Origin of the sequence: Streptomyces sp. DvalAA-14 (assembly GCF_900091855.1) — a bacterium.
Classification (GTDB): Bacteria; Actinomycetota; Actinomycetes; order Streptomycetales; family Streptomycetaceae; genus Actinacidiphila.
Window position 1 is genome coordinate 1 of the sequence record NZ_FMCH01000500.1, and the last position, 8845, is coordinate 8845.

The window sequence follows — 8845 nt, forward strand, 5'->3', positions numbered from 1 at the left end:
GGAGCGGCACCCGGCGGCCTGCCGGCGCTCCCCGCCGGCGGCCACAGCGGCGGCTTGCACGGCGGCTTCCACGGCGGCGCGGACAGCTGGCTGGCGAAGCTGGGCGGCCTGCGGAACACCGTCCGGCAGGAGCTGGTCGCCCGCCAGCTGGACGAGCAGCTGGCCGCGCACTTCCCCGAGCCGGTGGGCGGCGCGCACGCCCGGCGCCGGCTTCGGGTACTGGACATCGGGCCCGGACAGGGCACCCAGGCGCTGCGGCTGGCCCGGGCCGGCCATCTGGTGACCGGCCTGGAAGCCGATCCGGCGATGCTGTCGGTGCTGCGGGCGGCCGTCGCCGCCGAGTCCGCGGACGTCCGCGAACACTTTGTCGTCCTGCAGGGCGACGGCCGGGAGACGGGACGGCACTTCGGCCCGGCCTGCTTCGACGTGGTGCTCTGCCACGGCGTGCTGATGTACGTACCCGACCCGGAGCCGATGCTGGCCGCGCTGGCCCGCGTGCTGGCCCCCGGCGGGCTGCTGTCGCTGCTGGTGCGCAACGGGGACGCGCTGGCACTGCGGCCCGGCCTGCTCGGCGACTGGGCCTCGGCGCTGCACGCCTTCGGTACCGACGGCTACACCAACCGGCTCGGCCTGGCGACGCGCGCGGACCGGCGCGAGGCGCTGACCGCGACCCTCGCCGGGTTCTCGGTGCCGCTGCGGGCCTGGTACGGGGTGCGGGTCTTCACCGACACCGCGTCCGACCTGGCGAGGGCGCCGATGGACAGCGGGGAGCTCGCGCTGTTACTCGCCGCCGAGGAGCGGGCCGGGCGGACCGATCCGTACCGCTCGGTGGCGGCGCTGCTGCACTGGTGCGGCGTGCGGAGCTGAGACCGGGGCACGGCCCTCAGGGGTGCGGGAGCCGCCGCAGCAGCCCGCCGGTCGCTGCACCCGATTGGCGTTCCGGCCGAGCCCGCCCGCCGGACAAAAGCAACAATGCGGACATGAGTGGATCGCATCCGTCCCGTACCCGCATCCTGCTGGCCGGCGCCGCGGCTTTGTGCGCCACGGCGCTGCTGGCCACCGGTTGCAGCCCGGCCTCCGACACCGGCGCGGCCGGTTCCTCGACCGGCCATCCGGCGGGCCATGCCGCCGCGCAGGCCGCGGTCGCCGCGTCGTCCGGCGGCAACGGCCTGCAGAACGCCTACCAGGACGAGGTCAGGAACGTTCTGCCGTCCGTCGTACAGATCACCACCAATACCGACCTGGGCTCCGGTGTGGTGTTCGACAGCAAGGGCGACATCGTCACCAACGCGCACGTGGTCGGCAAGGCCAAGAGTTTCCAGGTCTCGGTGGCGACCGGCGGCAAGGCGCTGGGCGCCAAGCTCATCTCGACCTTCCCGGCCAACGACCTGGCCGTGATCCGGCTCACCTCACTGCCGAACAACCTCAAGCCGGCCACCTTCGCGGATTCCAGCAAGGTGGCCGTGGGCCAGATCGTGCTCGCCATGGGCAATCCGCTGGGCCTGTCCGGCAGCGTGACGGAGGGCATCGTCTCGGCGACCGGCCGTACGGTGAGCGAGAGCGAAGGCCAGTCCAACAGCACCGGCGCCACCATCCCCGACCTGATCCAGACCTCGGCGGCGATCAATCCCGGCAACAGCGGCGGCGCCCTGGTCAACCTCGACAACCAGGTCATCGGCATCCCGACGCTGGCCGCCACCGATCCCCAGCTGGGCAGCGGCGCGGCGCCCGGCATCGGCTTCGCCATCCCGTCCTCCACGGTGACGATGATCGCCAACCAGATCATCCGCAACGGCAAGGTCACCAACTCCGGCCGGGCCGCCCTGGGCGTCACCGTGCGCGGGGTGGTGGGCAAGAACTTCGAGCCGGCCGGCGCGGCGATCGTGAGCGTGCAGAAGAACGGCGCGGCGGCCGCCGCGGGACTGCGGGCCGGCGACGTGATCACCAAGCTGGGCAACACCGTGATCGGCACGGTCCAGTCCCTGACGGACGCGCTGGCCAGGCTGAAGCCGCACCAGAAGGTCCGGCTGGAGTTCGGCCGCGGCAACACTGGTCACGCGACGGAGGTCACGCTGGGGACGCTGTAGCCCCGCCGCGGCCGGGCCGGGCCGGGGCAGGCACGGCAGGTGCGGTGAGGGGGCCCGCCGGGTGATCCGGCGGGCCCCCTCGCCGCAGCGGCGGCCGGGCGTCAGGATTCGTCGGCGGCCGGCCCCGCGGCGGGTTCGGCCGGTTCGGCCGGCTCAGCCGCCTCGGCGGATTCGCCGTGCAGGCTCATCGGGCCGTAGATCCGGGTCTCGCCGTCGAACAGCACGACCTGGTCGGCGCCACCGGCGAGCAGGTCCTTCCAGATCTCGCCGATCCAGGACTCGGCGTCCCCCTGCGTGGTGAACTCCTCCGGCTCCACCGCGGGCGGCACCTCGGTGCCGTCGGCCTTCTCGAACCGCCACGTCCACGCCATGTGCTTCTCCCTCGGTCCGGTGGTCAGGGCTGCTGTCGTCTGTCGGTCGGGTCTGTCGTCGTCGTTGATCTCCGCTGGCAGCGTATCGGCAGCGGCCGTACGGGAAGAGGCCCTCGCCGCATGGCGGGGCCCCGCGCGCCGCGCCCGGGCCGACGCGAGACGATCGTGCCGTGGAACTGACTCTGCTCGGCACCGGTGGCCCCGGGGGACTGCCGCTGCCCGACTGTCCCTGCGCGGCCTGCGCGCTCGCCGTCGGCGCGGGGGCGCGGGCGGCGACCTCAGTGGTGGTGGACGGTGTGCTGCTGCTCGACCTCACCCCGGGGGTGGCACTGGCCGCGGCCCGGGCCGGGCAGCACCTCGGCGGCCTGCGGCTGGTCGTGCTCTCGCACCCGCACGACGGCCCGCCGGTGGACGATCCCCCCCGGCCTGCCCGCGCCGGCCCGGGTGCCCGACGGGCAGCGGCTGCCGCTGATCACCGGACACCGGGTGGAGGCACTCGCGATGGACGCGCCGGGGACCGGGTACGCCGTCGAGGCGCCCGGCGGTCTGCGCCTGCTCTACCTGCCGCCAGGTTGCGCGCCGGCCGGACTGTCCGGGCACGACGGGCCGCCGTACGACCTCGTGCTGCTCGACCTGATCGGCCGGCCGGACGCGCTGGCCCGGCTGCGGGCGGCCGGCGCGGTCACCAGGACCACCGACGTGGTCGCCGTCCACATCGACCACCACGCCCCGCCGGAGCCGGAGTTGACCCGCCGGCTCGCCGCACTCGGCGCCCGCGCGGTGCCCGACGGTACGACGCTGGCCGTCGGCGACTACCAGCAGGTGCCGGAGGTGCCGCGACGCACCCTGGTCCTGGGCGGGGCCCGCTCCGGCAAGTCCGCCGAGGCCGAACGACGGCTCGCGGCCTTCCCCGGCGTGGTCTACGTGGCCACCGGCGGCACCCGCACCGACGACCCCGAGTGGGACCTGCGGGTGGCCCAGCACCGCGAACGCCGCCCGCCCGGCTGGCGCACCGAGGAGACCTGCGACCTCGTCCCCCTCCTCGCCGACCCCGACGGCCCTCCCCTGCTCATCGACTGCCTCGGCCTGTGGCTCACCCACACGATGGACGCCGCCGACGCCTGGTCCGACCCCACCGCCCTCCCCGACGTCCACGCCCGCACCGCCGCCCTCACCAGCGCCTGGCGCACCACCCGCCGCACCGTCGTGGCCGTCTCCAACGAGGTCGGCTCCGGCGTCGTCCCCGCCACCGCCTCGGGCCGCCTCTTCCGCGACGAACTCGGCCGCCTCAACACCGCCCTCGCCGCCGAATCCGAACATGTCCTCCTGACCATCGCCGGCAACGCGATCCCGCTGCGCCCTCTTTTTGCCGCCCTCTCGCCTCCGGGCGCTTAGACCCGGTCTCGACGGTCGATCGTGCTCGCTCCTTCTCCCCCAGACTCCGTCCGGGGGTGCCCCCACTCAGGACCTCCGCGCGTTCTTCCCCCAGCTAACGCTGGGAGGTGCCCCCACCTTCGAAACCGGCGCGGCCTTTGGCTCCGTCGCTACCGGCGAACCGTCGGGCATATTGCGGAGGCCGAAGCGCGCCCCTTTGGCTCACCCTGCGCCGGAGGGCACACCGGTGCGGTGAGTTGGCGCCGTGGGGTTCGCCGGTAGCCAGCGAGCCGAAGGGCGCGCCGGTTTCGAAAGAGACGAACGACAAGCGAGGAACGAGCGCAGGAGAGAGGAACGTCGAGACCGGGTCTAAGCGCCCGGAGGCGAGAGGGCGGCAAAAAAGGGAAAGGGCGGCACCCTCACGCCAGACGGCTCCCACCCGACGGCACCCTCACGCCCGACGTCCCCGCCCCACGGCACCCCCACCCCCCACGTCCCCACCCCACGCCGCTACCTCCCCCACCCCGCAACGCCCCCCACGTCCCCACCCCACAGCACCCCCACCCCCCGCTCAAGCCCCTCCGGCACGGAGACGGGTACTGTTCGGGCCGTGAGCGGGATCGAGATGGATGACTTCGGGGCCCTGGTGGAGCGGCCGGACGCCGGGGTGCGGCGGGAATCGCTGGAGCGGTGGCGGCGGCTGGTGCGGCCGGCCGGCGGGCTGGGGAAGGCCGCTGAGCTGGCGGACTGGCTGGCGGCGGTGCAGGGGCAGGTGCCCGCGCGGCCGATCGAACGCGCGCGGGTCGTCGTCTTCGCCGCGGACCACGGTGTGGCCGCCCTGGGCGTCTCGGCCCTGCCCGCGGGCACCGCGAGCGTGCTGGCGCGGGCCGTGATCGACGGCACCGCGCCGGTGAGCGTGCTCGCCCGGCGTTACGGCGCCCAGGTCCGGGTCGTGGACATGGCCCTGGACTGCGACCCGGCCGAGCTCCCCGCCGAGGTGACCGCCCACCGGGTGCGTCGCGGCTCGGGCCGGCTGGACATCGAGGACGCGCTGACCCGGGAGGAAGCCGAGCAGGCGTTCCGTACCGGGATGGCGCTGGCCGACGAGGAGGCCGACTCGGGCACCGATCTCGTCCTGCTCGGCGACATCAGCGTCGGCGGCACCACGCCCGCGGGCGTGCTGATCGCCGCTTTGTGCGGTACGGACGCCTCTGTCGTCACCGGTCGCGGCTCGGGCATCGACGACCTCACCTGGATGCGCAAGTGCGCCGCGATCCGGGACGGCCTGCGCCGGGCCCGGCCGGTGCTGGGTGACCAACTCGCCCTGCTCGCCGCGGTCGGCGGCGCCGACTTCGCCGCGATCACCGGCTTTCTGCTGCAGTGCGCGGTACGCAAGCTGCCGGTCGTCCTCGACGGGGTGGTGAGCGCGGCGTGCGCCCTGGTGGCGCAGCGGGTCGCGTTCCGGGCGCCGGACTGGTGGGTGGCGGGGCACGCCAGTTCCGAGGCCGGCCAGGACAAGGCGTTGGACCGGATCTCGCTGGAGCCGCTGCTGGACCAGGGGATCTCCTCCGGTGGCGGTACGGGCGCGCTGCTGGCCCTGCCCCTGCTCCAGGCCGCGGCGGCCCTGTCCGCCGAACTGCCGGACGAGCCGGAGCCCGTGGCGCCCGCCGCGCTGGAGCCGGACCCCGTGGAGCCGGAACCCGTGGAGCCCGCCGCCGCGGCGCCCGTCCCCGCGGCCCCGGACGCCCCGGACGACGGGGGCGCGGCCGCCGACGTCCCCGAATCGCCCGCATCGCTCGAAACGCCCCCGGACCGGCCCGAGGCGTAGCCCTGTCGCCATCGGCCGCGCTTAACTGAAAATACGACAAACGCCCGTAAACTCCCCGAGTATGGGAACGGGCAGCTTCGCCGTCGACCGCAAAGCGCCGCCACGGCGCCGCGTCCTGCCCGCCCGCGCCGCCACCCTCACCGTCTGGTACCTGCGCGCGGTCGCCGCGGTGAATCTGCTCGGCGCCGTCTGGGTCAGCCTCGGCGCCGACATCCGCCGCCACAACGACCAGGACTACTTCACCCCCTACCTGCTCACCGCCGGTTTCACCTCCGGCGCCTTCGCTCTCTTCCTCGCGGTGACCATGCGGCGCCGCAAACGCGCCGCCTGGATCCTCAACCTCGTGCTGTGCGGGCTGTTCTTCGCCGCCCTGGCGGTGAGCATGGTGTGGCCGGACATCCACCGCCACGCCCAGAACTGGGTCTCCCTGGTCCTGACCGGCCTCTTCCTGGCCGCCCTCGTCGCGGGCCGCAGTGAATTCCGGGCCAAGGGCGACCGGGCCAACCCCTGGCACGCCGGGCTCACCGCGGTGGTCGGCCTGGTGGTGGCTGCCCTGATCGGCACCGGGCTGGTCGCGGCGACCAACTCCGAGCACGGCGCGACCTACGGCGACACCTTCGGCTACGCGCTGATCCGGCTGGTCTCGCTGGTGCCGAACGACACCTCGTTCACCTCCATCTCCACCCCCGGCTGGGTGGACGTCCTGGTCAACGTGATGAGCACCGCGCTCTTCCTGCTGGTGCTGTTCGTCGCCTTCCGCTCTCCGCGCGGCCAGGAACTGCTGTGCGCCGCCGACGAGGAGCGGCTGCGGGGCCTGCTTGGTACGTACGGCGGCCGGGACTCGCTCGGCTACTTCGCGCTGCGCCGCGACAAGAGCGTCATCTGGTCGCCGAGCGGCAAATCCGCGATCGCCTACCGGGTGCTCGGCGGAGTCACGCTCGCGGCCGGCGACCCGATCGGCGACCCCGAGGCGTGGCCCGGCGCCATCGACGCCTGGCTCGCCGAGGCCAAGCGGCACGCCTGGGTGCCGGCCGTGATGGGCGCGAGCCAGGAGGCCGGCACCGTGTACGCCCGGCACGGCCTGGACGCCCTCGAACTCGGCGACGAGGCGATCGTCGAGACCGCCGACTTCACCCTCGACGGGCGGGCGATGCGGACGGTCCGGCAGGCGTACAACCGGGTGGCGCGCGCCGGCTGCACGGTCCGCATCCGCCGCCATCGGGAGATTCCGCAGGCCGAGTTGGACGCGCTGGTGGAGCGGGCCGACCGGTGGCGGGACAGCGGCAGCGAACGCGGCTTCTCGATGGCGCTGGGCCGGCTCGGCGACCCGATGGACGGGGACTGCGTGATGGTCGAGTGCAAGGACGGCCAGGGCGTGCCGCGGGCGCTGCTGAGCTTTGTGCCGTGGGGGCCGCACGGGCTGTCGCTGGACCTGATGCGGCGGGACCGCGGGGCGGACAACGGGCTGATCGAGTTCATGGTGATCGACTTGATCCAGCGGGCCGGCGAGGTGGGCGTCGAGCAGATCTCGCTGAACTTCGCGATGTTCCGTTCGGTGTTCGAGCGGGGGTCGAAGCTCGGCGCCGGGCCGGTGCTGCGGCTGTGGCACTCGCTGCTGACGTTCTTCTCCCGGTGGTGGCAGATCGAGTCGCTCTACCGCGCCAACGCGAAGTTCCGGCCGATCTGGGAGCCGCGCTACGTGCTGTTCGGCAAATCGAGCGAACTGCCCCGGATCGGGCTGGCCGGCGCCCGGGCCGAGGGCTTCCTCGGCGTGCCCCGGCTGCCGGCGCCGCTGCGACGGCGCAGGAGCGGCGTATGAGGGGCGGCGGCCCGTCCAGGGTCGGTGCGCCTGCGGGCCGGCTGCGGCGGTTCGCGGCCGGCGAATGGGGGGCCGTCTTCCCGGCGGCCTGGCGCCGGCTGCGGGCCCGTGGCGCCCGGGCGGTGCCGCTGACACTGGCCGGGTGCGTCGGTGTGCTGGCCCTCCAACTGCTGCAGCACGCACCGCGGACCAGCGGGTGGGTGGACCGGCTGGGCGGGGTCTACGCGACCTCGCCGTGGTGGCAGGAACTGCTGCGGACACCGCTGTCGGTGTTCGTACCGGATCCCTCGCTGCCGGTGTGGGGGCTGGTGCTCCAACTGGTCGTGGTCTTCGGCATCGCCGAGACCACCCTGCGCACCCCGCGCACGCTCGCGATCGCCCTCCTCGCCACCCTCGCGGGCACCTGCTTCGCCCGCTACTCGCTCTGGATCGGCCCGCACGGATTCCTCGGCCTCCCCCCGCACGAACTCCGCGTCCGCGACACCGGGCCGTCGGCGGCGGTCGTCGCGCTCGGCGTCTACACGGCGTGCCGGTACCGGGCGTGGTTCACCTCGGCGGCGATCGCCGCGGCGATGGTCGTCGAGGTGCTGTACGTGCCGAATCTGGCGGGGTACGAGCATCTGGCGGGGGTGGCGGTGATTTTGGCCCTGACCGCGGCGGAAGCGGCCCGCCGCCGCACCGCGGACCGGCCGGGCCGGCCTCCCACCCCGTCCCCCCCGCGATCCGCACCTGACCGGCCGCCCGCTGTCGGACCATCAGCCCGGCGCCCGACCGCCGGCACACCGTGGCCGGTCGCGCGGTTCCTCCCCCGGACTTCGCCCGGGAACCCCCGGCGCCCCTGACGGGCACCCCTCCTGTCACCTCCCGCGCTTCGGCGCCGTCCGGGGAGGCCGGAGTCCGGGGGAGGAACGGCGCGCACCACGGTCGGCACCGTCGCACCCTGGGCTGGGCCACCCCCACCCTGGGGCGGTAGGAACTGCGTGTCCGGCCCCAACGGACCCGCACCCACCACCCCGTGCCCGCGTCCGGCGGCACAACCCCGTCCCCGGCCGACCGGCCGCCCGGCCGGCCCCGGTAGCCTCGGGCGGTGACCGACTTCGCCCCGGGAAAAGCCACCGCAGGGGACGCCGTCCGGTTCGCCTTCGGCACCCTCAGCGTGTTTCCGGTCGGGCTGCGGCGGTGGGACCGGCCGGCCGCGGCCGCCGGGATGGGGGTGGCGCCCGCGGTGGGCGCGGTGGTTGGCGCCGCCGCGGCCGCGGCCGGCGCCGTGCTGGCCGTCCTCGGCGCCGGCCACCTGCTGGCGGCTGTGGCAGCCGTCGCCGTACCCGCCGTGCTGACCCGCGGCCTGCATCTGGACGGGCTCGCC

Annotated in this window: 7 protein-coding genes and 1 pseudogene; 7 read left to right on the plus strand and 1 reads right to left on the minus strand. The window is 74.6% G+C overall.

The annotated features are described in order from the left end of the window. The first annotated feature begins 99 nt into the window (after nucleotides 1-99). Together GA0115240_RS26735 and GA0115240_RS26740 are read left to right on the plus strand one after the other, a co-directional pair. A complete protein-coding gene (locus GA0115240_RS26735; RefSeq protein ID WP_093740491.1) occupies nucleotides 100-867 on the plus strand; it encodes a class I SAM-dependent methyltransferase in 768 nt (255 codons plus the stop codon). A gap of 113 nt (nucleotides 868-980) precedes the next feature. Beyond that, nucleotides 981-2087 carry a S1C family serine protease gene (locus GA0115240_RS26740; protein ID WP_093740481.1) on the plus strand — a complete coding sequence of 369 codons (1107 nt, stop codon included), beginning with the start codon at nucleotides 981-983 and terminating at the stop codon, nucleotides 2085-2087. A gap of 101 nt (nucleotides 2088-2188) precedes the next feature. Here the strand turns inward: GA0115240_RS26740 and GA0115240_RS26745 are convergent, their stop codons facing one another. Next, a complete protein-coding gene (locus tag GA0115240_RS26745; protein WP_093740483.1) occupies nucleotides 2189-2458 on the minus strand; it encodes a hypothetical protein in 270 nt (89 codons plus the stop codon). A gap of 170 nt (nucleotides 2459-2628) precedes the next feature. Between GA0115240_RS26745 and GA0115240_RS26750 the strand changes: the two are divergent. From GA0115240_RS26750 to GA0115240_RS26770, 5 genes and pseudogenes are all read left to right on the plus strand, one after another. Then, nucleotides 2629-3853, plus strand: a pseudogene (locus GA0115240_RS26750) (bifunctional adenosylcobinamide kinase/adenosylcobinamide-phosphate guanylyltransferase). Nucleotides 3854-4442: 589 nt separating this feature from the next. After that, nucleotides 4443-5660, plus strand: a complete 1218-nt coding sequence (gene cobT, locus GA0115240_RS26755; RefSeq protein ID WP_093740485.1) for a nicotinate-nucleotide--dimethylbenzimidazole phosphoribosyltransferase — start codon at nucleotides 4443-4445, stop codon at nucleotides 5658-5660. A gap of 61 nt (nucleotides 5661-5721) precedes the next feature. Beyond that, nucleotides 5722-7479, plus strand: coding sequence for a phosphatidylglycerol lysyltransferase domain-containing protein (locus GA0115240_RS26760; protein ID WP_093740487.1), 1758 nt, complete (start codon nucleotides 5722-5724; stop codon nucleotides 7477-7479). After that, on the plus strand, nucleotides 7476-8321 hold the full coding sequence (locus GA0115240_RS26765) for a hypothetical protein (RefSeq protein ID WP_093740489.1): 846 nt from the start codon (nucleotides 7476-7478) through the stop codon (nucleotides 8319-8321). Before GA0115240_RS26760 ends, GA0115240_RS26765 begins: the two co-directional genes overlap by 4 nt. Before the next feature lie 245 nt (nucleotides 8322-8566). Then, on the plus strand, nucleotides 8567-8845 hold a 279-nt coding region (locus GA0115240_RS26770), incomplete at its 3' end, for an adenosylcobinamide-GDP ribazoletransferase (protein ID WP_176725179.1).